Origin of the sequence: Streptomyces sp. NPDC050842 (assembly GCF_044456565.1) — a bacterium.
Classification (GTDB): Bacteria; Actinomycetota; Actinomycetes; order Streptomycetales; family Streptomycetaceae; genus Streptomyces.
Map to the genome: position 1 here is coordinate 717,447 of NZ_JBITGA010000002.1, position 23,361 is coordinate 740,807.

Sequence of the window (23,361 nt, forward strand, 5' to 3'; positions counted from 1 at the left end):
TCACTCCTCGCGGCGGAAGGCGACGGGCCCGGCCGCGGCGCGCTCCGCCCCGGCGTTGAGTGCCTCGGTGCTCAGCGCCTGGACGATCGCCGCCGCGAAGGCGTCGAGGTCGCCCGGTCTGCGGGAGGTGATCAGGGCATGGCCTCCGCTGGTGTCGACGACGACCTCCCGGTCGAGCCAGCGGCCGCCCGCGTTCTCGACGTCGGTCCGGAGCGACGGGTACGAGGTCAGCTCGCGGTCCCTGGCCAGGCCACTGTCCACCAGGAGCCAGGGTCCGTGGCAGATGGCGGCCACCGGTTTGCCGGCCGCGGCGAAGGCGGAGACGAGACGGATCGCCTCGCCGTCGGTGCGCAACCGGTCGGCGTTCACGGTGCCGCCGGGCACGATCACGGCGTCGAAGCCGTCCGCCGTGACACCGGCCATGGTGGTGTCCGGCCGTACGTCAGCGCCCGGCCGGCGGTCCGAGACCACGGTGTGGACGGCCGTCTCCTTCCGCGCGGCGACCGTGACCCGGGCGCCCGCCTCCCGCAGCACGGCCATGGGCTTCTCCAGCTCCGCCTGCTCCGTGCCGTAGTTCGTCGTGAGAACGAGAACGTGCTTGCCGTCGAGCGACACGATGCGTTCCTCTCTCCGCCTGGCCCCACCTGTGCGGCTTCCCGGAGGATTCGTGTCGAACCACCTGGACGCCGGCGAGCTCAGGACAGGCCTGCTCCAGGACGGCGCCACGGCGGACGGGACGGATGACCGACCTCCACCCACACCACCTTGCCCACGGCCTCCGGCCCCTTCGCCTCGCTGCCCCACGCACCGGCCAGCCGGTCCAGCACCATCAGACCGTGCCCACCGGGCAGCCCCGGCGAACGGCCCACCAGGACACGCGGACGCTCAGCGCTCGCATCGGCCACCTCCACCCGCAGCCGGCCGTCCCCGTGCCTCAGCACCAACTCCTGCGGGCCGCCCGCGTGCAGACACGCGTTGGTGACCACCTCCGACACCAGGAGCAGGACATCCTCCACCCGCTCCCCGGCCTCCTCGCTCTCCGCCGGAATCCAGCCCCAGTCGGCCAACGCCTCGACCGTGAAGTCCCTGCACCGCGCCACCACGCCCCGGGTCCCGTACAGCCCGAGCCGTCGCACCTGCTCCTGATGGCCGTCAGCGCTCTCGGCCATGGATCCCGCCACCTTCGTGACCTCGCTCGGAGAGTGCCTCTCCCGACATCTCCTTCCCTGGGCGACTGCCCGGACTCCGTGACGACGAACATCCCGCGAATGAACGATCCGAAATCGGGCACGGGCCAAGCAGAAGCCGGACGCACACGACCGGAGAGGTGTGGACCATGCCCCGCGGATCGAACGCCAAGCGCGAGCGGCAGTACGAGCACATCAAGGAGAGCGCCCTTGAGCGGGGCGAGGGCAGGAAGCGCGCCGAGGAGATCGCGGCGCGCACGGTCAACAAGGAACGGGCCCGGGCGGGCGAGTCGAAGACCGCGAGCCGGAGCTCGACCGACGACATGTCCTCCTCCCGCCGCGGCGGTCTGCGCTCCCACAGCGGCGCCGAGGGGCCGACGTACGACCAGCTGTACGCCGAGGCCCAGCGCCGGAACGTGCACGGCCGTTCCTCGATGAACAAGGCGGAACTCAAGCGGGCTCTGGGAGAAGGGAAGGGTTCATGAATACCCCTGTTCGCACGCGCCGCGTGGTGGTCGGGGTCGACGGGTCCCCGGCGTCCCACGAGGCTCTGCGCTGGGCCGTGCGGCACGCCCGCCTCATCGGAGCGACCGTGGACGCCGTGGGGGCTTACGACCTGCCCGGTGCGGCAGGCTGGTCCGCGCCGGCCGTGGACGCCGAATTCGACGCGTCGGAGGCCCGGCAGGCCCTGACGGACGAGATCGGGAAGGTGCTCGCCGGGGTCGACGACGTGCCGCTGAAGGAGCACCTGGTCCGGGGCAACCCCGCCACCGCGTTGATCAAGGCGTCGGACGGCGCCGAGGTGCTGGTCGTGGGCAGCAGGGGCCGCGGCGGCTTCGCCAGCCTCCTGCTCGGCTCGGTCAGCCAGCAGTGCGCGACCCACGCGTCCTGCCCGGTCGTCATCGTCCGCCCGGAGGTCTCCGGCGCCTGAGCGCCTGACCGCCCGGCGCCCGCCCCGGGGCTGATAGACATGCCCGAGGCACGTACGACGACGAGGACGGAAGACGGCATGCGACCGATCCCCGAGCCGCCCGCCACCCCGGCGAGCGCGACGGCGTGCACTCCCCCGCGGCGCCCCGTCTTCGACGCCCATCTCCACATCGTCGACCCCCGTTTCGCCCTGATCGAGAACGACGGCTATCTGCCGCCCGCCTTCACCGTCGAGCAGTACCGCGAACGTGTCTCCGGGCTCCCCGTCCGCGGCGGCGCGGTCGTCTCGGGTTCCTTCCAGGGCTTCGACCAGGAGTACCTCCGCGCCGCCCTGGCCGCGCTCGGCCCCGCCTTCGTCGGCGTCACCCAGGTCCCGGCCACCGTCACGGACGAGGAGATCACCGGCCTCGACGCCGCGGGCGTGCGCGCGGTGCGTTTCAACGTCCGCCGCGGCGGATCGGCCACCCTCGACCAGCTGGACCGCCTGGCCCGCCGCGTCCACGACGTCGCCGGCTGGCACACCGAGCTCTACATCGACGCCCGGGACCTGCCGGACCTGGCCACGACCCTCGCCGCTCTGCCCGCTGTCAGCGTCGACCACCTCGGCCTGCACCGCGACGGACTCCCCCATCTGCTGGCCCTGGTCGAGCGGGGCGTCAAGGTCAAGGCCACGGGGTTCGGGCGCGTCGACCTCGATCCCGCCGAGACCATGAACGCCATCGTGAAGACCGACCCCACCGCCCTCATGGTCGGCACCGATCTACCGTCCACCCGCGCCCGCCACCCGTTCACCGACGAGGACCTCGACCTGGTCGCCCGGACCGTCGGCGAGGACCATCTCGACGCCGTGCTGTGGGGCAACGCCGCCGCGTTCTACCGCGTCCCCGCCGCCGCCGGGCCGGGCGGCGGCACGGCGGCGCGCCCGTAGGGCCTACCGCTCCGGCGTGCTGCCGCGTACGACCGGCTCCGCCGGGAGCAGCAGTCCGCTTCCCGGGGTGGTGGCGGGGTCCTCGACGGCGGTGATCAGCCGGTCGACCAGGGCGTGGGCGATGCGGGACAGGGGCAGTCGCATGCTGGTGAGGGCGGGCTGGAGCACCGTACAGAGCGGCATGTCGTTGAAGCCGGTGACGGCGACGTCGGCGCCCACCGTGAGGCCGGCGGCCCGGACGGCCTGGTAGGCGGTCAGGGCGAGCCAGTCGTTCGCGCAGACCAGGGCCGTCGGGCGGTCGGGGCCGACGAGCAGGCGCTGGAGTGCGTGGGAGAGGGCGGCGGGGTCGTCGCCGGGGACGCCGACTTCGAAGGCGCCGTCGGGTGCGGCGGCCGCGGCCTGGAGCAGGCCCGCCCGGCGATCGGCGAGCCAGGGCAGGGAGGCGGCGGAGTTGACGTAGCAGATCCTGCGGTGGCCCTGTTCGAGGAGGAGGCCGACGAGGGCGGCGGTGGCGGCGGCCGAGTCGATGTCCACCCAGTTCTGCGGGCGGCCGGGGGCGGTGCGGCCGAAGGCGGCGAACGGGAAGCCGGCCTCGGCGAGCACGTCGACGCGGGGGTCGTCGTGGATGACGTCGGAGAGGACGAACCCGTCGACCTGGCGGGCCGCGATCAGCCCGTGGAAGGACTTGGCGACCGCGCCGGCGCCCTGCTCGGGGTCGCATCGGAACAGCAGGACGCGATGGCCGACGGCGTCGGCGGCGCTCACGAGCGCCTGGAGGAAGCCGCCCATCAGGGGGTTGGGGTCGACGGGGTTGTCGGCGGGTGCGGGGTACCCGATGACCTTGCGGGTGCCGGTGCGCAGACTGCGGGCGGACTGGTCCGGCTGGTAGCCGAGTTCGTCGATGGCGGCGGTGACCCGGGCGAGGGTGGTGGCGCGGAGCCGGTGGGGGGCGTTGAGGGCGTTCGAGACGGTCTGCCGGGAGACGCCCGCCGTGCGTGCGACGTCCTCGATGGTCACCTGTCGAGCGGTCATCGTTCCTCTGTGTCCGGTGGTCGGCGGGCTGGGGGCGGCCGCCCCCGGCCCGCCGATGGTCAGTGCTCGCGGGTCAGGGTGAGCAGGCCGCCGGTCGGCACGGTCACCGGGTTCACCCCGGCGACGAGGTCGAGCACGGTCTCGGACAGGATCTCACCACGGCAGTCCTGTACGAGGGCGAGGGCCCGTTCCGGCCGGGTGGCCCTCAGGAGCACCAGCGGGTCCTCGTCCGCGTTGGCGACGAGCAGGGTCCCCGGGCCGTCCGTGCCGTCCCGGTCCGGGAGGGCGACGGGGAGCGGCGCGTAGCGGGCGACCACCGTGGTGCGGTCGTCGCCGGCGCGGACCTGGGGGTAGCCGAGGTCCGGGCGGGAGGGTTCCAGGGAGCCGAGCTGGAGGACGCCGGCGTGGCGGCGGAAGACGTCGAGCCAGAAGCGCAGGGTGGCGAGCTGGTCGGGGGTCTGCGCGGTGAGGTCGACGGAGATCTGCGGCACCGAGAACAGGGCGTTGAGGAGGTGGACGGCCACGGCCTCGGGGGTCTCGGCGGAGTTCCACATGATCATGTCGGCGTGGACGGCGAGCGGTCCCGCGGTGAGCCGGCAGTCGATGATGCGCTGGCGGTTCTCGGCGGGGCTGAGCGGGCAGTCGACGGTGCGGACCATGGTGGCGTACGGCCAGAGGCCGGGGCTGACGTACGGCTGGCGGTGCTCGACGATGACGTCGGGCCGGGTGCGGCGCAGCCGGGTGTCGAGGTCGGCGAGGAGTCGGCGTACTCCTTCGTGGACGGTGTCGTGGTCCGCGCCGGCGGGCGGGGGCGGCGGGTCGGCGTAGGCGAAGAGGTCGATGAAGTCGAGCTTCACGCCGTCCATGTCCCACTCCTCGACGGAGCGGGAGATCTTCTCGATGAGGTAGGCGCGGACCTCGGGGTGGCGGGGGTCGAGCACGGCCGCGTCGAGCTGCGGCACCTCGCGCAGGACGACTCCCTTGAAGCGGTCCCAGGCGTCGTTGTGCCGGCCGATGAACGGCACCGCGTACCAGAGGAGGTAGGCGAGGCCGAGCCGGTGGACCTCGGCGACGTGGCCGGCGAGGTCGGGGAAGGCCGTCGTGTTGGGCTCCCAGTCGCCGCAGTGGCCGTAGCCGCGGGTGCGGTCGGCGGTCTGCCAGCCGTCGTCGACGATGATGCTCTCGATGCCGAGCTCGGCGGAGAGGGCGGCCTGGCGTTCGACGACGGCGGCGTCGAGGTTCTGGTGGAGGCTGTACCAGGTGGAGTACGCGGGCATCCGCGCGGCGGGGGCGACGCCGGGGTGGTCCAGGCCCTCGGCCCACCAGTCGGTGACCGCCTGCAGGGTGGCCGCGAAGTGCCGGCCACTGACGTCGATGCGCAGCCGCAACGGCGGGCCGTCCGGGGTGAGTTCCTGCTCGACGGTGAAGGCGAACTCGCCGCTCTCCTCGACCACACCGGCGCCGACGCGCACGGGTGCGGCGGTCTCTCCGGCCGCGGCGGTGCACAGGGCGCGGTCGCCGGTGCCGACCAGGCTCGCGACGGGGGCGCCGAGGGCGAGCGAGACGGTCCGGGGGACGATCCAGGACTGCGGCAGCCAGCGGGAGGCGTTGGTGTCCGGGGTCCAGTAGGCGGTGGCCCCGACGCAGGGGACGCGCCATTCGGCGCGGAGGGTGACGGCCTCCGTCGCCGTGACCTCGATCAGGGCCACGCCGTGGTCGACCCGGGTGACGGCGGACTCCCACGCGTCGCCGCCGAGGCCGGTGAGGTGGACGGTGAGCGGGGCCCCGGTGGAGTGGAGCAGCCCGGTGGCGAGCTGCCGGTGGACGACGGTGCCGGGGACGTCGTCGGCCGCCGCGTTGGGGCGCCAGGCCGGGACGGGCTGCTGCGGAGCGGCGTCGCCCTCGGCGTCCTCGGGAGCGGCGTTCGGTGGTGCGGTGGTCACGGGGGTCACTCCTTGGTGGCACCGGCCAGCAGGCCGGAGATGAACTGGCGTTGCAGGATGAGGAAGAGGGCCATCACGGGGATGGCGGCGATGGCGCTGGCGAGCAGCACCTGCGCGTAGTTGGTCGTGGACAGGCCCTGGAGGGTGGCGGTGGCCACGGGCAGCGTGTACATCTCGGGGCTGCGGAGCGCGATCAGCGGCCAGACGAACTGGTTCCAGCCGCCGAGGAAGACGAACAGCGCGAGCGCCGCGATGATCGGCCGGTTGACCGGGATGACGATCCGCCACAGCACCCGCAGTTCGCCGGCGCCGTCGACGCGGGCGGCGTCGAGGAGTTCGTCGGGCATGGACCGCAGCGCCTGCCGCATCAGGAAGATGCCGAACGGCGTGACGAGGCCGGGCAGGATGACGGACTCGTAGGAGTCGATCAAGCCCAGGTCCATCATCATCTGGAAGATCGGGATCAACATCACCGTGTCGGGGATGACGAGGGTGCTGAGCAGCAGGACGAAGAAGAGGTTGCGTCCGCGGAAGTCGAACTTGGCGAAGGCGTAGCCGGCGAGGACGGAGACGACGACCGCGCCGATGGTCTGGAGGCCTGCCACCAGGACGGTGTTGAAGAGGACGCGGGTCAGGCCGATGGACTCCTGGAGGCCCTGGAGGTTCTCCAGGAGGTGGCCGCCCGGCAGCAGTTTCGGCGGCCAGGAGAAGACGTCCTTGTCGTCCTGGGTGGCTGCCATGGCGAGCCAGTAGAAGGGGCCGACGCAGAGCCCGAAGGCACCGGCGAGCAGCAGGGTGAGCAGGGGGCCGCGGGACTTCATCGGCGCTCTCCCATCAGGCGGACCTGGAGGATGCCGAGGACGGACACGATCAGCGCGAGCGCGTAGGCGAGGGCCGAGGCGTAGCCGAAGTCGAAGTACTTGAAGCCGTTGTTGTAGAGGTACATGGTGACCGTCAGGGTGGCGTTGTCGGGGCCGCCGCCGGTGAGGACGTACGGCTCGTCGAAGAGTTGCAGCGTGCCGATGGTGGAGAGCACCACCGTGAGGAGGAGGATCGGCCGCAGCTGGGGCAGGGTGATGGAGAAGAAGCGGCGGATCGGTCCGGCGCCGTCGACCATCGCGGCCTCGTACAGCTCCTTGGGGATGCCCTGGAGACCGGCGAGGTACATCACCGCGTTGTAGCCGGTGTAGTGCCAGGTGATGACGAGGACGACGCCGACGCGGGCCCAGAAGGGGCTGCCGAGCCAGTTCACCTGGTCGATGCCGAAGAAGGAGAGGACCCAGTTCAGGAGTCCGGCGTCGCGGTTGAGGATCACGGAGAACATCACGCCGGCGGCGACCAGGCCCGTCAGCGACGGGACGAAGACGCCGAGCCGCCAGAGCGGGCGCAGCCAGACCTTGGTGGAGTTGAGTCCCAGGGCGACGAGCAGGGCGAGGCCGAGCATCAGCGGGACCTGGACGACCAGGATCAGGGCGGTGTTCTTGAGCGCGGTCCAGAACAGCGGATCGTCGATGAGGCGCCGGTAGTTGGCGAGTCCGGTGAACTGCCGGGCGTCGCCGTTTCCGGTGGTGAGGCTGATCCAGAACGAGGCGGCGATCGGGTACGCCTTGAAGATCGCGAAGCCCAGCACGGCGGGCATGATCAGCAGGTACGGGACGGAGTCGCGTGTCAGCAGCCGGCGGCGGCCGGGGCGGGCCCGGCCGGGGCGCGGGGTGGCGCGGCGGCCGGGAGGGGTGCCGGCGCCGCCCGTGGTGGTGGCGGCGACGGTCCCGGTGGCGCGAGCGGGTTCGGGAGGTGCGAGGGACATGGTCAGGCTGCCTGCTGCCGGCCGGTCTGCTGGGCGAGCTGCGCGGCGGCCGCCTTGAGGGCGCCGGCCGGGTCGGCGCCCTTGAGCAGCACCTGGCTCTGGGCGTCGCTGGCGAGCTTGAGGGCCCGGCTGTAGTCGCTGGTGAAGTTGGTCGCCTCGGATCCGGAGGAGAGCGAGTCGACGAGGGACTTCAGCACGCGCTGGCCGCCGTAGAAGGGGTGCGGCGCGTTGAACATCGGGTCCGCGTAGGCCGCCTTGAGGGCGGGGAAGACGCTGCCGGAGGAGTACATGCGGTTGATCTCGGCGGGCTTCGTCAGCGCGTGCTCGATGAAGCGCCAGGCGGCCTTGCGGCGCTTGCTGGTGTTCGAGACCGCGAGGTAGGTGGAGTTGACGATGACGCTGCGGCCTCCGCCGGGGACGGCGGCCGGCGGCTGCATGACGCGCCACTTGCCGCTCTGGGCGGGGAACTTCTCGGCCATGTACCCCACGGCCCAGGCGGCCTCGGGCGCGGTGGCGAGCTTCCCCTGGCTGATCAGCCGCTTCCAGGTGCCCTGGCCCGCGGTGTCGGCGAGCAGGCCGCCGTCGTTGAGCCGCTTGATGACGGTGAGGGCCTTGACGGCCTCCGGGGAGGCGAGGGTGACCTTGCCTTCCTGGTCGAAGTAGAAGGCGCCCTGGAGCTGCATCAGGTTCTGGAAGAAGTCCATGTCCTGGGTGGTGCCGGGCTTGTCGAGCCCGATCAGCTGGGCGCCGGTGGCGGCGCGGATCTTCGGTCCGGCGGCGATCAGGTCGTCCCAGCTGGTGAGGGAGGCGGGGTCGACGTCGGCCTTCTCGAAGAAGTCGTGGCGGTAGAACAGCCCGAGGGGGTTGACCTCCCAGGGCAGGGCGTGGACGGCTCTGTCCTTGCCTATGACGGTCGGCCACAGGCCTTCGACGAAGGCGTCCTTGTGCTTGTCGGCGCCGAGCCGCGACAGGTCGGCGATGCCCTCCGGGAACTTCGCCAGGTAGCCGGGCAGGTAGTCGACGCCGATGTGGAGGACGTCGGCGAGCCCCTTGCCGCCCGAGGCGAGGCCGACGGTGATCTTGTCCCAGATGGCCGGTTCGCCGACGTCCTGGATCTCCACCTTGATGTCCGGGTTGTCCCGCTCGAAGGAGGGGACGACTCCGCGCAGGGCCTCCGCCGCGGAGGTCCAGCTCCAGACGGTGATCTTCCCGCTGTCGCCGTCGGCGCCGGCGGTGTCGGTGCCCGATCCGCCGCCGCCGCAGGCGGCCAGGCCGAATCCGGCGGCGGAGGCGGTGGCGAGGTGAAGCATCTGGCGGCGGCTCAGCTGGTGGGACATGTCGGCTCCTGGGTGAGGGTGTGCGGCCGGGGGGTGGTGTGCGTGCCGGGGGTGGTGTCGGTACGGGGGGTGGTGTCGGTGACCGTCCGGGTCCGGCCGGTCAGCGCGTGCAGCGCGTCCGCGAACAGATCCACCGCGACGGCCGGGGTGGAGACATGGGGAGAGAGGCGGATCCACTCGTCGCGGCGCGTGGTGATCACACCGGCCGCTTCGAGAGTGCGGTGGACGGTCACGGGGTCGTGACCCGGGAGACGGAAGGTGCCGATTCCGGCGCGTTCCCGGTGGCCGAGCCCGTCGAGCAGGATCTCGGCGCCTGCCTGCCGGGCCCGGTCGAGGAGCTCGGCGAGGGTGGCCCTGATCCGGGCGCCCGTGGCGGCCGGACCGCCCTCGGCGAGCAGTTCGTCGACGGCCGCGCCGATGGCGGCGGCGGCCGGGAAGTCCGGGTTGGTGGCGAGGTGGGCCGCGGCCCCGGGCAGTGGGGGCGCGGGGTGCCGCGCCGCGAAGGGCTCCGCGACACCGGCCCAGCCGCCGAGCCCGGGGGCGACGCGCTCGGCGCACCGGTCGCGGATCAGCAGCAGCGCGGCACCCCAGCCTGCCCGTAGCCACTTCTGGCCGCCGCTGACGAGGACGTCGGCGGCATCCGCTTCGAGCGGTACGGCGCCGAGTCCCTGGATGGCGTCGACGATCAGGAGGCGGTCCGGGCCGAGGATTTCCTTGAGGGCGGCGAGCGGTGCGACGTGCCCGGTGAGGGAGTCGACGGCGCTGACCGTGAGTGCGGTGACGTCGGGGGTGAGGTTCCGGCGCAGCAGGTCGGGGGTGATGTGGCGCTGCCCGTCCGGGTCGACGAGGCGGACGTCCGGGCCGCCTCGGCCGGCGAACCGCAGCCACGGGTAGACGTTGGCGGGGAACTCGCCGCGGGGCACCAGGACGGTGCCGGGGCCCTGGAGGCCGGCGGCCACGGTGAACAGGCCGTTGCTGGTGGACGGGGAGAGGGCGATCTCGTGGGGGTGGGCGTCGAGGAGCCGGGCCGCCGAGGTCCGTGCGGCGTCGCTGAGGGCGAACAGCCGGTCGAGGTCGGCGGGGTCCGCGCGGGTGGCCAGGTCGGTCGCGGCGGCGAGTGCCTCGGCGGCCCGGCGGGAGAGCGGGCCGACCCTGGCGTGATCGAGGTAGCCCGCCATCGGGCCACGGGCGGGGGGCGGACCGGGAACCGCGTGGGTGGCGGCCTCGGGTGCCCGCGGATGGATTTGATCGTTCAAAATCTGTTCCTCAAGACGCCGTCTGCATGATCTTCCTTGAATTTGAAGGTTCACATTAGAGAGCCGAGGGCGCCTCGGCAAGAGGTTGGACAAGGCCGACCGCCGCCCTTCGGGGGAACCCGCCGCGGGGCGGCGCGCGGCGCCGAGGGTTGCCCCGGGGTTCGGGCTATCCATGGCCACAGCCGACGGTCGCCGTGACCGTCACTGTCCGGGAAACCGGAAAGGTGGGAGAACCAGTGGCTGTCCAGCCCATCCCCGAGGGATACCCGCGCGTCACGCCGTACCTCTGCGTCGACGGAGCCGCGGCCGCGATCGACTTCTACGTGTCCGTGCTCGGAGCCGTCGAGCGCATGCGCATGCCGGCACCCGGAGGCTCGATCGGCCACGCCGAGCTGTCCCTCGGCAACTCGGTCGTCATGCTCGCGGACGAGTTCCCCGACATGGGGTTCCGCTCGCCCAAGGCGGTCGGCGGCACACCCGTCACCCTGCACGTCTACGTGGAGGACGTCGACGCCGTCTTCGCCAAGGCCCTCGCCCAGGGCGCCAAGGAACTCTCGCCGGTCAAGGACGAGTTCTACGGCGACCGCACCGGGCAGCTCGAAGACCCCTTCGGCCACCGCTGGAACCTCGCCACGCACGTGGAGGACGTTCCCGCGGAGGAGATGGAGCAGCGGGCGAAGAAGGCCATGCAGTCCATGCAGCCTCCGTCCGACGCCGCCTGAACGACCGCCCCGGGCGGGGGCGGCTCAGCGCCCCCGCCCCGCCGGGAACACCCCCGATCGACCATGCCAGGCGCGTACGCCATCAAGATCGCCTCGACGTCGAAGGGCACCTCCGCCCCGAACGTCGTCCACTCCGGCGACACCGTCACCGACGCCGTGCCGGGCCTGACGAACGTGCCCGTCACACCCTGACCGCCACCGGGTCGGCGCCCGGGGCTCCGGGGCGTCGACCCGGGGCATGGCGCCCCGCACCGCTGGGCAGGACGCTGCCATGACTGTGCTCACCCAGGACATCCGCGACCGGATCGAGGCCCCGCACCTCTGGTACGTCGCGACCGTCGACGCCGACGGAGCGCCCCATGTCAGCCCGATGTGGGTCGGCCTCGACGGGGACCTCGTCTTCTTCAACACCGCCGTGGGACGCGTCAAGGAGCGCAATCTCCGCCGTGATCCACGCGTGTGCCTGTCGCAGGCCGACCGGGCCGACCCCTTCGACCGCGTCCAGATCCGCGGCCGGGTCGTGCGGTTCGTCGAGGGTGCGGAGGCAGACCGGAACATGGACCGGCTGGCGGCCAAGTACCTCGGCACCGAGCGGTACGCATGGCTCATCCCGGGTGAGCGGCGGGTGGTCGCGCTGATCGAGCCGACGAGGATCCGGCGCGTCGTCGGCGTGGAACCACTCCCCCAGGGCGCACCCGGGGCATGAGCCCGGCCCGGCAGGGCCGCCTTCGGGGCCGGGCCGGGGCTCTGCCATCCTGTCGGCGTGACGCTCGCGCCGCCCGCCCCGGAACCCATCACCCCGGACTCACCCCATGCCCCGCCGAATCCCCTCCTGACCCAGTCCTGGCTCGACCTGGCCTTCCTCCACTGGCCCGTCGACCCCGACGTGGTCGCCCCGCTGCTGCCGGCCGGGACCGTTCCGGACACCCTGAACGGTGTGACGTACGTCGGGCTCGTCGCCTTCCGGATGCACCGGGTCGGATGGTTCCGCCTGCCCGGCGTCCCCTACCTGGGCAGCTTTCCCGAGACGAACGTCCGTCTCTACTCGGTGGACGCGCGGGGTCGCCGCGGGGTGGTGTTCCGTTCGCTCGACGCCTCGCGACTCGTTCCCGTCGCCTTCGGGCGGGCGCTGTTCCGGCTGCCGTACGTCTGGTCGAGGATGGCCGTCCGCCATGACGGCGCCACCGTCACGTACACCAGCGGCCGGCGCCTGCCGGGGCCGCGCGGCGCGCACAGCCGGATCGTGCTGCGGGTCGGGGAGCGCGTCGAGGCCCCCACGGAGCTCGAACATTTCCTGACGGCCCGCTGGGGCATGCACACCGCCTTCTTCGGACGGTCGCTCTACCTCCCGAACACGCACCCGCGCTGGCCGCTCCACCGCGCGGAACTCCTCGCGTGCGAGGAGGACTTGGTGGCATCGGCGGGGCTCCCCCGGCCGGCCGGTGCGCCCGTGAGCGTGCTGTACTCGCCCGGCGTCCCCGTGGAGTTCGGCCGCCAGGCCCGACGTCCCGGCGGCATCCCCACGCCGTGAGCGGAGGCGGGCGGGCGGCCAGGGCCCGTCCGGCCGGCCCGACGATCCGGCAGCCAGCGGATGCGAACCCGCCTCGACCGTCGCACCCTGGAACGAGACCGTTGTGGTGCCTCGGAGCACCCGATCCCGACCTTGTCCGTAGGACCACCGCCGCCGTGCGATACCCGCTCGGTGTGCCCGCGCGTGTCCGGACGCCTGTCATCTCCTGACGCCGAGCCGCCCGGACGCGTGAGCATTGGATGGAGTTCATGGCTACGGGAAGACTGCACATCATCGAAGTCCGAGTCGCACGACCTCAGCACGATGAGCCGTGAGGGGAACGGGTGGCTGCCGAAGGTGGTGACGGGCGCACCGCCCGCCTCCCCCCTCAGCGCACTGGCGTGCGCGGGCGACCCCTACGGCGACTTGGAGTACGCACCGTTCATCGACGAGTTCGGGCACATGATCACTCTTCTGCGGGCCGGGAACGGCTGGGACTGGGTGGATCTCAGCGGTGAGCTGGACCTTCCCGAACCGGTCGCACGGAGCCCGCTGAGTGCCGTCGTCACCGAGAGCGGGGCGCACCTCTCCTACCTGACCCGTGAAACCGTCCCCGGCGGTCGGAGCGACCGATGAGAATGACCGACCCCTATCAAGCCGCCATCAAGGGGACCCTGCGTTCGGTCAGAGGCAACGACGGAACTCTGCTGGAGATCGTGAACGACACACCGCTGGCCCTGGACCTCTTCTGGATCGACTACGTGGGTGACCACGCCGGCAACAGCGATTCGGGGTGGAGGGTCGGATATCAGGGCGCGCTCCTGGAGGCGAACGGAGGTCGCACGACGCTGGGTTGCAACCCGGAGAACTACTGGCTGATCAAGACGAGGCATTCCGGTGCGTTCGTGTCCGTCATCGAGGCCACCACCGCGAATCGCTTCGTCTCCCTCTCGGGTTCCGACCTGCTGGACCCGAACGACATCGGGGGAATACCCGAGCCGAGCGACTCCGTGATCATTCCCCCGGACGGCCCGGCGGTACTCGTGGGCATGGGGGAGCTGCCGAACGGCAACGTCGTGACGCGCGAACAGTTCTGGCAGCGGCTGCCGGACTCGTACAGCCTCGCGCCCGGCGAGACACGGCTGGTCAACTTCACGATCACCACCGGCATGCAGCAGAGTTCATCCGACACGAAGACCGCGACCGATTCGGTGAGCGCCAGCGCGAGTGCCGGATGGGGACCGTTCAGCGCGTCGGTGTCGGCTTCCCTGAGCAAGTCGTCGACCTCCACCCATCAAGTCACCGTCTCGACCCAGCAGACGTCCCTGGTGTCGACCTCGTACAGCAATGACGGCAAGTCCCCCGTCATGCTCCTCAACTGGCAGCTGGCGGACGTCATCACGGTCTTCGACAAGAAGGGGCAATCGCTGGCATCGGTCATCTCCGACACGACACCGACCGTCGTGTCGGGCCCCTTCGAAGTGGACGAAGGCTCGGTACACCGGCGCGAGCCGGAGACCCAGCTGATCGCCGCGGACGGACCGACGGACCTTTCCAGGCTTCTGGAGATCCGGCCGGCCGTAGGGGCAGGTCGGTGAAGGTGGAGGACAGGGCTGTGAAGAGAATCCGCGAGCCGGTCATCAGCATCGTCGAAGTCGCCGAGGAGGGCGGCGGATGGGTGTACACCGACCTCAACTTCGCTCCCCCGGAGCCTCGTTCGGGACTCGACGGTACTCCCTGGCGACAGGTCGCTCCGCTGCCCTCCGCGGCCAGTGGCCTGGCCGTGACGGCAGGGGGCGGCGCCGGACGGCAGCTCTGCTACGCGGACGTGACCGGCAGCGTCACGGCGCTGAGCGACTCGGCGGGGGCCGTGGACCGCCCGGACACGCGTGTCTTCACCGCCGAGGTCGACGCGCCCGTCGCCGCCGGTGGCAGCACTCTGGCGATGACGTCCGGTCGTGGGCCCCACATCTACTACCTGGACCGCGGGCGCCGGCCGGTCGCACTGGCGGAGTCGGATGACGGCAGGTGGGAGTGCCTGCCGTGCGCCCAAGGCCCCCCGGCGACCGCTGTCGGGCGGCTTGCCGCGACGCGGGCCGGACGTACCAGGCATCTTTACTACCTGGACGGCGAAGGCCACCTCATCGAGGCGTCCTGGGTGAACACCGGCGGTGAGCTGTGGTCGGTCACCGATCTGACGTCGACGCTCGACGCGCCCCCGCCCGGCGCGGTCGGTCCGTTGGCCGCCCTGGGGTCCGGCTCTGACATGCGGCGCGTCTACTACCTGGACGAGGAACGCAGGCTCATCGAGCTGACGTACGTCATCCGGCCGCCCAGCAGGCGAGATCCCGAGGTCCGTGCCGGCTGGGAGGTCGTCGACCTGTCCACCCGGGCCGGAGCGCCCGCGGCGGCCGCCGCCGGCCCCTTGACCGCCGCACTCGTCGACGGCAGCCGGCCGCACGTCTACTACCGGGACGACGGAGGCCGGCTGATCGAGATGGCCTGGCGCGGTACCGGGTGGCAGCCCGGCAGTCCGACCGAGAGCGCCGACCACGGCACCGGCGCGCCCCTCGTCGCGGAAACGGGCGCCCTGGCGGTCACGCCGTCGGACCATGGCGAATCGTGCCGTCTGTTCTACCTGGACCCGAAGCGGCACCTCATCCACCTGCGCCGCGTCGGGGGAGAGTGGCTTTCCACGGACCTGAGCACCGACGCGGATCTTCCTGCGGTCGCGCGCGCCACCCCGCTGGCCGCCGTTCCCGCCGGCGGTCCACGCGTCTACTACCTCAGCGAGGAGGATCCATGGAAATGACCGACGCCTACCAGGAGGCCGTCAAAGGGACCCTGCGCTCCCCTTGGTGGGACCAGCCGGAAGGCACGCTGCAGCTCACGAACGGCACACCGATCCCCGTGGACGTCTACTGGGTGGGCTACGACGGCGACCTGTACGGCATCAACAAGAGGACCGGCACGTACGACGCGGGTCATCCGGGAACGCGACTCCACCCGGGCGGGAAAATGGAGATGCGCGCACCGATCGAAACGTACTGGCTCGTCAAGTCATCGTATTCCGGGGCGTTCGTCGCTGTCGTCCAGGAAAGGTACTCGCTGTCCGGCTGGCACACCGTCACCGGCCAGGACCTGCTGGATCCGAACGGCATCGGCGAGATTCCGTTCCCCACCCGCGACGTGGTCATTCCACCCGACGGGGCGAGAATCCTGGTGGGCGCCGGGCGAATCCCGCTGTACGGCCACCGCGTGACCCGCGAGCAGTTCTGGAAGCGTATGCCGGACTCGTACAGTCTCGCCCCGGGCGAGAGCAGGACCGTCAGCTACACGGTCACCTCGGGAATGGAGGACACCTCCTCCGACTCGGAGACCGTGAACGATTCCGTGGGGGCCAGCGCCAGTATCGGCTGGGGCCCGTTCAGCGCGTCCGTCTCGGCGTCGCTCAGTCAGACCTCCAGCACCACGCAGCAGGTGACCGTCTCGACGCAGACGAGTTCCTCCGTCTCCACCACCTACGACAACATGACGGGGGTCACACCCGTCATGCTCCTGTTCTGGCAGCTGACGGATGTACTCACCGTCTTCGACGCCAACGGCAAGCCGCTGTCCTCGGTCATCAGCGGGAAACAACCACCCGTCGTTTCGGGCCCGTTCGACGTCGACGACCTGCGCAAGCCCTCGGAGACGCCGGATGTCGCCGCGCTCACGCGCGCCCGTACGCCGCGGATCGCGTCCGTGACACGACCGGCGCCCGCGATCTGATCACGCTTGGGACGGGAGACCTCAGATGCCTCGCCAAAAGCCCACCCCGGGCGGCGCCGAGATCCAGTGCGCCACGCTGACGGGAGCCGGAACGCTGGGTGCCACGATCGTGTGGGGTGACCAGGGGCGGAGGATAGCGATCTCCGCCGCGCATGTCCTGCCTGACAAGGGGGCGTCGGTCTATCAGCCCAGCAGGATCACGAACCCCGCGGACAGTGAGGAGATCGGCATCGTCCAAGGGGTGTGCGGGGGAACGGTCTACGACAGACGGGCCGACTATTTCACGGACAGGTCCAATCGTACGGACGCTTCGTACGACTTCGCGTTCTTCGAGGCCTTCCAAGGGGAGACGACCACGGTCATCGCCGGAGGCGTCTACCCGGGCCCGCCAGGGGATCTCGGCGAGCCTCCACCCCTCCAGGTCCGTCCCCCGAGGCGTGGCGACAAAGTGCAGTGGATGGGCACGACGACAGGCAGAGTCCTGTCGGGGGAGATCTTCGACCTGGAGTACTGGGGGCTTCTCGAGCGGGGCAAGGGTTACGTCGGTGTTGAGAAGCTCCTGAAAATCAGACCGGACGGCGTCCTGCCGGAAGGCGGAGACTCGGGCTCGGCGCTGGTGTCGACCGAGGACCACATGATCGTCGGCGTACTCGCCGGCAAGGTCGCAGCCCTGAGATGCGCCATCGGCTCTCGCATTCCGCCCGACGAGATGGAGCTCGACGCCAGCACCTTCGTCGACAGCGACACGGTGAACGCCCGATACGCGAAGTACCTGGAGCACCAGTCCTGGTGCGTCGTCCTGTGACGGGTCGACGCACGATCCGCCGGCACCGTGCAGGAGGCGAGTACTGCACGGTGCCGGTCCGGAGGCGGGGGCGGTCGGTCAGGAGATCTCGGGGAGCACGCCGGTGACCGGGGCCGCCAGGTCGGTGAGCTGGCGGATCTGGCCCAGCTCGTTCACGCCGTTGAGGCCGCCCAGCTGGCCCGCGATGCCGGGCATCCGGCCGCGGGACTCCTCGGGGATGCCGGTCGTCGCGACGGCGTCGAGCTCGCTGATCGGGTTGATGGGCGGGCCGAGCGGGCTGGTGGGGGCGACGGCCTGTGCCGCCGACGCGCCGAGGCACGAGAAGGCGGCGGCGACGGCCAGGACCGAGGAAATGCGTCGTGTTGAGGTCATACCCCTCACAACGGAGCGACGTGCCGACGGACACGGCCCCGCCCCGCTCCCACCGCCCGAACGGGGGCCACCCTCCGCTATATCCCCTTCAGCCTCGCCCGCCACGGGCCGTCCGCCGCTTCGAACTGCACCACGAGCGGCCCCTCCGGCAACGGAACGGTCTCCCGGCGCTCGCCGATCTCGTTGACGACGTTCTCGTCCTCGGGCAGGGCGGTGTGGTCGTCGTGAGCGGCGAGTTCGTAGATGTTCACGATCAGGTTGTCGTCGCCGCTGCCGGACGGTCAGGCGCCGGCCAGCTCGGCGTTGGCACGCTCCGTGACCAGGGCCAGCACGCGGCCCGCGACCGCGAGGTCCTCGGCCGGAATGCCGGCGTACAGCCGGGCGGAGACCTCGGCGGACTCGGCGGAGGTGGTCTCGTCCAGTTCCCGTCCGGCCTCCGTGAGCCTCAGCCGGGACGGGTCCGCCGGGTCCTCTTCCAGCAGCGTGCCGGCGGTCAGCTCGTCGACGACACCGCGTACGACCGACTCGTCGGTCTTCAGTGAGCCGTTGACGTCGGCGACGAGCGCGTCACGGGCGATGGACCCGCCCGCGGCCACGACGGCCCGGATCGTCACGCTCTGGTGGTACGTGAGGCCGTGGCGGGTCAGCACGCCCTCCAGGACGGCGCGCGCGGCGAAGAAGGCCAGGGCGACGGTCCGGCCGTTGGCCGTGGGTGCGGGTGTGGTGGGTGTGGTGGCTGTGGTGGTCATGACTGCTCCTCGTCGTTCTCGGTGTGCGGATCAACGGTGTGCGGATCAAGAGGTACGTCGAGCAGGGTCGCCAGCTCGCGGGTGAACTGCCTCGTGCGCGGGCCGTCCTGTCCCCCGAGCGGCTCCAGCAACTGGTCGAGGAGGCCCTGGACCACCGTGATGGCGCGGCGGGTGACGTCGCGCCCCTCCTCGGTGAGCGACAGCTGCACGGCGCGCGGGTCGTCCGGGTCCCGGGTGCGGGCGACGAGCCCCGCGGCCTCCAGGGCGCGAGCCAGCTTGGACACGTACAGCGCTTCGAGCCCCGTGTGGTCGGCGAGGCGGCGCTGGCTGGGCCGGAGCCCGGAGCGCGCCATGCCGTACAGCGAGGCCATCAGCGCGTACTGCGCATGGGTCAGGCCCAGCGGTGCGACCGCCCGGTCGACGGCGACCCGCCACTTCATCGACAGGCGCCAGACCAGAAATCCCGCCGTGGCGCCCTCAGTTGCTCTGCTCACATCGAGATACAGTACATAGCTACTATATCCATGGCTACTATTTTTCTCGCGGAGATCCGCGGCGGGCGGTGCGGAAGAGGGGGTGGGAGGGTCGGCAGGAGGATGTACGCACTCCTTGCCACTTACAACTTATAGCGCACAGGGGGGCTTGCGGCAAGGCCCCGGTGATACCGCAGAATCCTCGACATGACCCCCCTGATCACCAGCGCGTTCGACCTTCCCGACCGACTCTCCCCCAAGGCCGACCCGGCGCTGATCGCCGGTGACGAGAAGCACTTCGCGGACATCGCGGAAAGTCTCGACCAGGTGATCGCCGAACTGTCCGACCGGCTCGACGCCGAGCTGAAGGCCCCCGGCGGCGTCGGCCGTGAGGCGATGGAGCGGGACATGGAGGTCCACCGGCTGACCGCCCGCCTGCGCGCGCTGCGCCGCTTCGGCCTGGACCTGTGTCTCGGGCACATGGTCGCCGCGGACGGTTCCGAGCCCCTGTACGTCGGGCGCCTGGGTCTCACCGACAGTTCGGGGCGCCGGCTGCTCATCGACTGGCGCTCCCCCGCGGCCGAGCCGTTCTTCGGCGCGACCCACGGCAACCCGATGGGGCTCGCGAGCCGCCGCAGGTACCGCTGGACCGGCGGCCGGATCAGCGACTACTGGGACGAGGTGTTCACCCAGGACGCGTTCGTCGGGCACGCCGCCCTCGACGACCAGTCGGCCTTCATCGCGAGCCTCGGCAACAACCGCTCGGCCCGGATGCGTGACGTCCTCGGCACCATCCAGTCCGACCAGGACGCCATCATCCGTGCGGGATCCCGCGGCGCGCTCGTCGTCGACGGCGGTCCCGGTACGGGCAAGACCGTCGTCGCGCTCCACCGCTCCGCCTACCTCCTCTACTCCGACCCCCGTCTCGGTCACCGTCGGGGCGGCGTGCTCTTCGTCGGCCCCCACGACCCGTACCTGGCGTACGTCGCCGACGTCCTCCCCAGCCTCGGCGAGGAGGGCGTGCGGACGTGCACCCTGCGGGACCTCGTCCCCGAGGGGGCTTCGGCGCCGGGCGAGGCCGACGGGGAGGTCGCCCGCCTGAAGTCGTCCGCGGACATGGTGAAGGCGATCGAGAAGGCCGTCCGGTTCTACGAGGATCCGCCGACCGAGGGGATGCCGGTCACCACACCGTGGACGGAGATGTGGCTGAGCGCGGACGAATGGGTCGAGGCCTTCCAGGCGCCGGGGCCCAGCACTCCGCACAACGAGGCACGGGACCTGATCTGGGAGGAACTGGCCACGATCCTCTGGGACAAGTTCGACGCGGACGGGCACGCGGGCGGCGACGGGGACGGGGACGGCGGTGACGCCGTGTCGCCCGAGCAGTTCCGCAGGGCGCTGCTGCACGACAAGGAGCTGGTCGGCACGCTCCATCGCGCGTGGCCGCTCCTCGAACCCGCCGACGTCGTCGGCGACCTGTGGACGGTCCCCGCCTACCTGCGGATGTGCGCTCCCTGGCTCGACCGCGACGAGGTCCGGACGCTGCGGCGCGAGGACCCGCACGCCTGGACGGTGTCGGACCTGCCGCTGCTCGACGCGGCACGGCAGCGGCTCGGCGACCCGAAGGCCTCGCTGCGCAAGCGCCGGCACGACGCCACCGTCGCCGCCGAGCGCGAGCGCATGGCCGGCGTCATCAGCGACATCGTCGAGTCCGATGCCGACGGCGAGGGTGCGGTGACCATGCTGCGCGGCCGTGACCTCCAGGACAGCCTGATCGACGAGACCGCGCTGCCCGGCGCCGACGTGGACCCGCTGGCCGGGCCGTTCGCGCACGTCGTCGTGGACGAGGCGCAGGAGCTGACCGACGCGGAGTGGCAGATGCTGCTGATCCGCTGCCCGTCGCGGAGCTTCACCATCGTCGGTGACCGCGCGCAGGCCAGGCACGGGTTCACCGAGTCGTGGCGGGAACGGCTGGAGCGGGTCGGGATCGACCGTATCGACGTGGCCTCGCTCAGCGTCAACTACCGGACGCCGGAGGAGGTCATGGCGGAGGCCGAGCCGGTGATCCGGGCCGCGCTTCCCGACGCGAACGTGCCGAGCTCGATCCGCAGCAGCGGCATCCCGGTCGTCCACGGGTCCGTCGCGGAGCTCGACTCGGTGCTCGACACCTGGCTCGCCGAGAACGCCGACGGGATCGCCTGCGTCATCGGTGATCCCACGTTCCCGGCGACGGGCCGCGTGCGGTCGCTGACCCCGCAGCTGTCGAAGGGGCTGGAGTTCGACCTGGTCGTCCTCGTCGACCCGGAGACGTACGGCGAGGGCATCGAGGGAGCGGTCGACCGCTATGTCGCCATGACCCGGGCGACCCAGCGGCTCGTCATCCTCTCGAGCTCCTGAGGTCGGCGGGCGGCAGGCGGAGCGTGAAGCGCGCGCCGCCGCCGGGGGCCTGACCGACGGTCAGGTCCCCGCCGTGGCGGCGGGCCACGTCGCGGGCGATGGCGAGGCCGAGGCCCGCGCCGCCGTCGTCCCGGGTCCTGGCGTCGTCGAGGCGGACGAAGCGCTCGAAGACGCGGTCGCGTTCGGCCTCGGGGACGCCGGGGCCGTCGTCGTCCACGCGCACCAGGACGCCGCCGTCCGTCACGCTCACGGTGGCCGTGATCCGGGTGTCCGCGTGCCGCTGGGCGTTGTCGAGGAGGTTGCCGATCACCCGGGCGAGCTGCTGCCGGGAGCCGGAGACGACCGCCCCGGCGTCGGCATCTCCTCCTGCTCCGGCGCCTGCCTCGACCCGTACGCGGATCCGGTCGCCGGTCCGCTGGGCGACCTCCCCGGCCACCAGCTCCGCCAGGTCCACCCGCCCGTCGCCCGGCCGCTCCCCGGCGTCCAGGCGGGCGAGGAGGAGCAGGTCGGCGGCGAGGTGCTGGAGCCGGACGGTGTCCTCCACGGCGCCGGGCAGGTCGAGGAGGTCGGGGTGGGCCGCCGCGACCTCCAGCTGGGTGCGCAGGCTGGCGATCGGGCTGCGCAGTTCGTGGGAGGCGTCGGCGACGAATCTGCGCTGGCGTTCCACGGAGGCTTCGAGGGCGGTGAGCGTCTCGTTGGTCGTACGGGCCAGCCGGGCGACCTCGTCACCGCTGACGGGCTCCGGGACCCGCCTGCTCAGGTCGGCGGAGGCGTTGATCGCGGCCATCTCACGACGGATGTCCTCGACGGGCCGCAGGGCGCGCCGGGTCACCAGCCAGGTCACGACCGCGACCACGCCCAGGAGGAGGGGCAGTCCGGTCATCATCGCGACGGCCGCCGTGCCGACGGTGGACTGGCGTCCTGCGAGGGACGCCCCGGCGTAGACGAGCACGGTCTCGTCGCGCGGGTCCGTGGCCTCGACCTGGCTGAACCGGTACGTGGCGTCCTGGCCGTCGACGGTGGCGCGGCCCTCGCCGTGCCAGGTCGTCTCGCCGACGCTGCCGGCTTCGGGGTCGTCCGTGTCGTCGGCGTCATCGCGGTCCGTGCCGGGGCTCGGCGCCGGGGCGACACCGGGGACGCCGGTGCCGCTGATGGCTTCCAGGTCCTCGCTCACCGCGAGCAGCCGGCCGTCCCGGTCGACGACCTGGACGGGGTGGTCCTCGGCGTCGGGCAGTTCGAGCTCCGCGTACGGGGTGCCCGCCGCGATCTGGGACGCGACCCGGCGCGCGGCGGCGTCGGCCTCGGCGTCGGCCTGCCCGCCGAGGTTGCTGCGGAGCGCGAGGAGGACGGCGATGCCCGCAGCGACCAGGGCGACGGCGACGACCAGGGTGGCGCCGAGGGTCGCCTTCGCCCGGACGGAGCCGAAGGGGCGCCGGCGGCTCACTGCGCCTCCAGGCGGTAGCCGGCGCCGCGGACGGTACGGATCAGGTCGGCGCCGAGTTTGCGGCGCAGCGTCCTGACGTACACCTCGACGATGTTCGGGTCGCCCTCGTAGGCGAAGTCCCAGACGTGGGCGAGGATCTCGCTCTTGGAGACGACCTCCCCGGCACGTACGGCGAGCTGTTCCAGGACGGCGAACTCCTTCGCCGCGAGCGGGACCTCCGTCCCCTCGCGGAAGACCCTGCGTGCGGTGGTCTCGACCCTCAGGGTGCCGAGGTCCAGCACCGGCGAGCCGCCGGCTCCGGTCCTGCGGCGCAGGAGCGCCCGGATCCGGGCGACGAGGACGACGTACGAGAACGGTTTGGTGAGGTAGTCGTCGGCGCCCGTGTCGAGGCCCTCGGCCTCGTCGTACTCGCCGTCCTTGGCGGTGAGCATCAGGATCGGCACGTCGTTGCCCGCGGCGCGGAGGGTGGCGCAGACGCGGTAGCCGTTCATGCCGGGCAGCATGATGTCGAGCACCACCAGGTCGTACGGTTCGGCGGACGCCTGGTGCAGTCCTTCGAGCCCGTCGTGGACGACGTCCACGGCGAAGCCCTCGGCCCGCAGGCCCTTCGCCAGGGACAGGGCGAGGCGTCTTTCGTCTTCCACGATCAGCAGCCGCATGCCCACCAGCTTCGCAAACGGAACCTGAAGCCGCCTTCA

General features: G+C 71.7%; 27 protein-coding genes. 13 read left to right on the top strand and 14 right to left on the bottom strand.

What is annotated here, in order from left to right; all coding sequences use genetic code 11:
- Both ACIBG6_RS08415 and ACIBG6_RS08420 read right to left on the bottom strand, forming a co-directional pair.
- Complete coding sequence (locus ACIBG6_RS08415; protein WP_399221793.1) at nt 1-615, bottom strand: type 1 glutamine amidotransferase domain-containing protein; 615 nt, start codon at nt 613-615, stop codon at nt 1-3.
- A gap of 80 nt (nt 616-695) precedes the next feature.
- Nucleotides 696-1,169, bottom strand: coding sequence for an ATP-binding protein (locus ACIBG6_RS08420; protein ID WP_399221794.1), 474 nt, complete (start codon nt 1,167-1,169; stop codon nt 696-698).
- A gap of 167 nt (nt 1,170-1,336) precedes the next feature.
- On the opposite strand from ACIBG6_RS08420, the gene ACIBG6_RS08425 reads away from it, so the two are divergent.
- The 3 genes from ACIBG6_RS08425 (at nt 1,337) to ACIBG6_RS08435 (ending at nt 3,045) form a co-directional block, all read left to right on the top strand.
- Nucleotides 1,337-1,672, top strand: a complete 336-nt coding sequence (locus tag ACIBG6_RS08425) for a plasmid stabilization protein (protein WP_399221795.1) — start codon at nt 1,337-1,339, stop codon at nt 1,670-1,672.
- A complete protein-coding gene (locus ACIBG6_RS08430; protein ID WP_399221796.1) occupies nt 1,669-2,118 on the top strand; it encodes a universal stress protein in 450 nt (149 codons plus the stop codon). Before ACIBG6_RS08425 ends, ACIBG6_RS08430 begins: the two co-directional genes overlap by 4 nt.
- A gap of 78 nt (nt 2,119-2,196) precedes the next feature.
- A complete protein-coding gene (locus ACIBG6_RS08435; RefSeq protein ID WP_399221797.1) occupies nt 2,197-3,045 on the top strand; it encodes an amidohydrolase family protein in 849 nt (282 codons plus the stop codon).
- A 3-nt stretch (nt 3,046-3,048) separates the two neighbouring features.
- Here the strand turns inward: ACIBG6_RS08435 and ACIBG6_RS08440 are convergent, their stop codons facing one another.
- The 6 genes from ACIBG6_RS08440 to ACIBG6_RS08465 are packed head-to-tail and all read right to left on the bottom strand — an operon-like array spanning nt 3,049 to nt 10,420.
- Nucleotides 3,049-4,077, bottom strand: a complete 1,029-nt coding sequence (locus ACIBG6_RS08440) for a LacI family DNA-binding transcriptional regulator (protein ID WP_399221798.1) — start codon at nt 4,075-4,077, stop codon at nt 3,049-3,051.
- A 59-nt stretch (nt 4,078-4,136) separates the two neighbouring features.
- On the bottom strand, nt 4,137-6,020 hold the full coding sequence (locus tag ACIBG6_RS08445; RefSeq protein ID WP_399221799.1) for a glycoside hydrolase family 36 protein: 1,884 nt from the start codon (nt 6,018-6,020) through the stop codon (nt 4,137-4,139).
- 5 nt (nt 6,021-6,025) lie between these two features.
- Complete coding sequence (locus tag ACIBG6_RS08450) at nt 6,026-6,841, bottom strand: carbohydrate ABC transporter permease (protein ID WP_399221800.1); 816 nt, start codon at nt 6,839-6,841, stop codon at nt 6,026-6,028.
- On the bottom strand, nt 6,838-7,827 hold the full coding sequence (locus ACIBG6_RS08455) for a carbohydrate ABC transporter permease (protein WP_399221801.1): 990 nt from the start codon (nt 7,825-7,827) through the stop codon (nt 6,838-6,840). Before ACIBG6_RS08455 ends, ACIBG6_RS08450 begins: the two co-directional genes overlap by 4 nt.
- A 2-nt stretch (nt 7,828-7,829) precedes the next feature.
- A complete protein-coding gene (locus ACIBG6_RS08460; protein WP_399221802.1) occupies nt 7,830-9,164 on the bottom strand; it encodes an ABC transporter substrate-binding protein in 1,335 nt (444 codons plus the stop codon).
- Complete coding sequence (locus ACIBG6_RS08465) at nt 9,149-10,420, bottom strand: aminotransferase class V-fold PLP-dependent enzyme (RefSeq protein ID WP_399221803.1); 1,272 nt, start codon at nt 10,418-10,420, stop codon at nt 9,149-9,151. The genes ACIBG6_RS08460 and ACIBG6_RS08465 overlap by 16 nt, the downstream gene beginning before the upstream one ends.
- Nucleotides 10,421-10,656: 236 nt before the next feature.
- Between ACIBG6_RS08465 and ACIBG6_RS08470 the strand changes: the two genes are divergently transcribed.
- The 9 genes from ACIBG6_RS08470 to ACIBG6_RS08510 all read left to right on the top strand — a co-directional run bounded on the left by ACIBG6_RS08470 (nt 10,657) and on the right by ACIBG6_RS08510 (nt 17,228).
- Nucleotides 10,657-11,142, top strand: a complete 486-nt coding sequence (locus ACIBG6_RS08470) for a VOC family protein (RefSeq protein ID WP_399221804.1) — start codon at nt 10,657-10,659, stop codon at nt 11,140-11,142.
- 63 nt (nt 11,143-11,205) lie between these two features.
- Nucleotides 11,206-11,334 (top strand): hypothetical protein, encoded by a 129-nt coding sequence (locus ACIBG6_RS08475; protein ID WP_399221805.1) that lies wholly within the window; start codon nt 11,206-11,208, stop codon nt 11,332-11,334.
- Between the two features lie 79 nt (nt 11,335-11,413).
- Nucleotides 11,414-11,848, top strand: coding sequence for a PPOX class F420-dependent oxidoreductase (locus ACIBG6_RS08480; RefSeq protein WP_399221806.1), 435 nt, complete (start codon nt 11,414-11,416; stop codon nt 11,846-11,848).
- Nucleotides 11,849-11,905: 57 nt separating this feature from the next.
- Entirely contained in the window at nt 11,906-12,673 is a 768-nt protein-coding gene (locus tag ACIBG6_RS08485; RefSeq protein ID WP_399221807.1) for a YqjF family protein, read from the top strand.
- 303 nt (nt 12,674-12,976) lie between these two features.
- Nucleotides 12,977-13,288 carry a hypothetical protein gene (locus tag ACIBG6_RS08490; protein ID WP_399221808.1) on the top strand — a complete coding sequence of 104 codons (312 nt, stop codon included), beginning with the start codon at nt 12,977-12,979 and terminating at the stop codon, nt 13,286-13,288.
- A complete protein-coding gene (locus tag ACIBG6_RS08495) occupies nt 13,285-14,250 on the top strand; it encodes a hypothetical protein (protein ID WP_399221809.1) in 966 nt (321 codons plus the stop codon). Before ACIBG6_RS08490 ends, ACIBG6_RS08495 begins: the two co-directional genes overlap by 4 nt.
- Nucleotides 14,251-14,267: 17 nt before the next feature.
- Complete coding sequence (locus tag ACIBG6_RS08500) at nt 14,268-15,464, top strand: hypothetical protein (RefSeq protein WP_399221810.1); 1,197 nt, start codon at nt 14,268-14,270, stop codon at nt 15,462-15,464.
- On the top strand, nt 15,455-16,423 hold the full coding sequence (locus ACIBG6_RS08505; RefSeq protein ID WP_399221811.1) for a hypothetical protein: 969 nt from the start codon (nt 15,455-15,457) through the stop codon (nt 16,421-16,423). The genes ACIBG6_RS08500 and ACIBG6_RS08505 overlap by 10 nt, the downstream gene beginning before the upstream one ends.
- Before the next feature lie 109 nt (nt 16,424-16,532).
- Nucleotides 16,533-17,228 carry a hypothetical protein gene (locus tag ACIBG6_RS08510; RefSeq protein ID WP_399221812.1) on the top strand — a complete coding sequence of 232 codons (696 nt, stop codon included), beginning with the start codon at nt 16,533-16,535 and terminating at the stop codon, nt 17,226-17,228.
- A 78-nt stretch (nt 17,229-17,306) separates the two neighbouring features.
- Here the strand turns inward: ACIBG6_RS08510 and ACIBG6_RS08515 are convergent, their stop codons facing one another.
- The 4 genes from ACIBG6_RS08515 to ACIBG6_RS08530 form a co-directional block, all read right to left on the bottom strand.
- Nucleotides 17,307-17,600, bottom strand: coding sequence for a hypothetical protein (locus ACIBG6_RS08515; RefSeq protein ID WP_399221813.1), 294 nt, complete (start codon nt 17,598-17,600; stop codon nt 17,307-17,309).
- A gap of 77 nt (nt 17,601-17,677) precedes the next feature.
- Complete coding sequence (locus tag ACIBG6_RS08520) at nt 17,678-17,851, bottom strand: hypothetical protein (RefSeq protein ID WP_399221814.1); 174 nt, start codon at nt 17,849-17,851, stop codon at nt 17,678-17,680.
- Between the two features lie 30 nt (nt 17,852-17,881).
- Entirely contained in the window at nt 17,882-18,349 is a 468-nt protein-coding gene (locus ACIBG6_RS08525; RefSeq protein ID WP_399221815.1) for a MarR family transcriptional regulator, read from the bottom strand.
- The gene (locus ACIBG6_RS08530; RefSeq protein WP_399221816.1) at nt 18,346-18,843 is read right to left on the bottom strand and encodes a MarR family winged helix-turn-helix transcriptional regulator; all 498 of its coding nucleotides are present in this window, start codon (nt 18,841-18,843) and stop codon (nt 18,346-18,348) included. Before ACIBG6_RS08530 ends, ACIBG6_RS08525 begins: the two co-directional genes overlap by 4 nt.
- Before the next feature lie 186 nt (nt 18,844-19,029).
- Between ACIBG6_RS08530 and helR the strand changes: the two genes are divergently transcribed.
- Complete coding sequence (helR, locus tag ACIBG6_RS08535; protein WP_399221817.1) at nt 19,030-21,219, top strand: RNA polymerase recycling motor ATPase HelR; 2,190 nt, start codon at nt 19,030-19,032, stop codon at nt 21,217-21,219.
- On the opposite strand, the gene ACIBG6_RS08540 is transcribed toward helR, so the two are convergent.
- Nucleotides 21,200-22,663: a sensor histidine kinase gene (locus ACIBG6_RS08540; protein WP_399221818.1), complete on the bottom strand. Its 1,464-nt coding sequence runs from the start codon at nt 22,661-22,663 to the stop codon at nt 21,200-21,202. The genes helR and ACIBG6_RS08540 overlap by 20 nt on opposite strands.
- Complete coding sequence (locus ACIBG6_RS08545; protein ID WP_329619579.1) at nt 22,660-23,322, bottom strand: response regulator transcription factor; 663 nt, start codon at nt 23,320-23,322, stop codon at nt 22,660-22,662. Before ACIBG6_RS08545 ends, ACIBG6_RS08540 begins: the two co-directional genes overlap by 4 nt.
- Nucleotides 23,323-23,361: the final 39 nt, after the last annotated feature.

Coding starts and splice junctions, on each gene's coding strand:
- ACIBG6_RS08420 (WP_399221794.1), bottom strand. CDS start 1,169: ATGGCCGAGAGCGCTGACGGCCATCAGGAGCAGGTGCGACGGCTCGGG.
- ACIBG6_RS08425 (WP_399221795.1), top strand. CDS start 1,337: ATGCCCCGCGGATCGAACGCCAAGCGCGAGCGGCAGTACGAGCACATC.
- ACIBG6_RS08430 (WP_399221796.1), top strand. CDS start 1,669: ATGAATACCCCTGTTCGCACGCGCCGCGTGGTGGTCGGGGTCGACGGG.
- ACIBG6_RS08435 (WP_399221797.1), top strand. CDS start 2,197: ATGCGACCGATCCCCGAGCCGCCCGCCACCCCGGCGAGCGCGACGGCG.
- ACIBG6_RS08440 (WP_399221798.1), bottom strand. CDS start 4,077: ATGACCGCTCGACAGGTGACCATCGAGGACGTCGCACGCACGGCGGGC.
- ACIBG6_RS08450 (WP_399221800.1), bottom strand. CDS start 6,841: ATGAAGTCCCGCGGCCCCCTGCTCACCCTGCTGCTCGCCGGTGCCTTC.
- ACIBG6_RS08455 (WP_399221801.1), bottom strand. CDS start 7,827: ATGTCCCTCGCACCTCCCGAACCCGCTCGCGCCACCGGGACCGTCGCC.
- ACIBG6_RS08460 (WP_399221802.1), bottom strand. CDS start 9,164: ATGTCCCACCAGCTGAGCCGCCGCCAGATGCTTCACCTCGCCACCGCC.
- ACIBG6_RS08475 (WP_399221805.1), top strand. CDS start 11,206: ATGCCAGGCGCGTACGCCATCAAGATCGCCTCGACGTCGAAGGGCACC.
- ACIBG6_RS08480 (WP_399221806.1), top strand. CDS start 11,414: ATGACTGTGCTCACCCAGGACATCCGCGACCGGATCGAGGCCCCGCAC.
- ACIBG6_RS08490 (WP_399221808.1), top strand. CDS start 12,977: ATGAGCCGTGAGGGGAACGGGTGGCTGCCGAAGGTGGTGACGGGCGCA.
- ACIBG6_RS08495 (WP_399221809.1), top strand. CDS start 13,285: ATGAGAATGACCGACCCCTATCAAGCCGCCATCAAGGGGACCCTGCGT.
- ACIBG6_RS08505 (WP_399221811.1), top strand. CDS start 15,455: ATGGAAATGACCGACGCCTACCAGGAGGCCGTCAAAGGGACCCTGCGC.
- ACIBG6_RS08515 (WP_399221813.1), bottom strand. CDS start 17,600: ATGACCTCAACACGACGCATTTCCTCGGTCCTGGCCGTCGCCGCCGCC.
- ACIBG6_RS08525 (WP_399221815.1), bottom strand. CDS start 18,349: ATGACCACCACAGCCACCACACCCACCACACCCGCACCCACGGCCAAC.
- helR (WP_399221817.1), top strand. CDS start 19,030: ATGACCCCCCTGATCACCAGCGCGTTCGACCTTCCCGACCGACTCTCC.
- ACIBG6_RS08545 (WP_329619579.1), bottom strand. CDS start 23,322: ATGCGGCTGCTGATCGTGGAAGACGAAAGACGCCTCGCCCTGTCCCTG.